Annotated in this window: 1 protein-coding gene; it reads left to right on the plus strand. The window is 46.0% G+C overall.

Annotated features, from left to right (window positions below; translation table 11 throughout):
* Positions 1–842, plus strand: an 842-nt coding sequence (locus tag R7P74_RS25640) for an ATP-dependent zinc protease family protein (RefSeq protein ID WP_318123459.1), incomplete at both ends; no start/stop codon positions are given.

Here is an 842-nt window from a genome sequence, read left to right on the forward strand (position 1 = left end):
CCTTTAAGAGTGCACTGAAGTCCAAGCCATTGGTGATTTCACCGGAAGAGGAAGTGAACATTGATGGCTACGTGGTTCCCGCTTATCCAACCTTTACCGTGAAAACGCCATTATTACGCGTGAATGGATTTGAACTGAGTGAAAAGGGCAAAGACGAAGTCGCGACGTTCTATTTGAGCAACGAAAAAGGCAAAGAAGAAAAAATCACCAAACCCGTGCTGAAGAAACTCAAAGTCGGCGACATGGTGCGTCCTGTGGTGGAAGGTGACTTCTTGTTCGGTAACAAGGAAAAGTCGATGGAGTTTGCTATCGACGTGCTAGATAAAGATGAAGAGCAGCCGTTTTTCGTTTTCGGCCACAACATGGCTAAAGGTGGCGTGCTACTGAATACGCGCGCAGACCACTTGCTCGATGCCAAACCTTTGTTCCGAGCTGGCCATATCGAAGTAGCCGAAGTGGAAGGCATGTCTTTCCCGGTCAAACTGGACACCGGTGCGGATGTCAGTTCTATCAATGCTAAGGACATCAAACTGTTCCAAAAAGATGGCAAAGACATGGTGAGCTTTACCTACGAAAATGACCTCGGTATGCAAAAAGCCTTTACTCGCGAAGTGGTAGACGTAATGAAAATTACTGCGAAAAAAGGCGAGAAAGCAAACGTACGTCCGGTGGTGGAAATGCACGTCAAACTGGGTGACTTAGAGAAGAAAATTCGCGTGAATTTGCAAGATCGCGGACGCTTTCATTACAGCATGATTTTGGGTAAAAACTTCTTAAAGCACGGTGCGTTAGTGGCGAGTGAAACCAATTACATCGTGACGAAAAAACCAGATTACGAAAAA

The sequence above is a fragment of the Vibrio sp. 2033 genome, assembly GCF_033339735.1.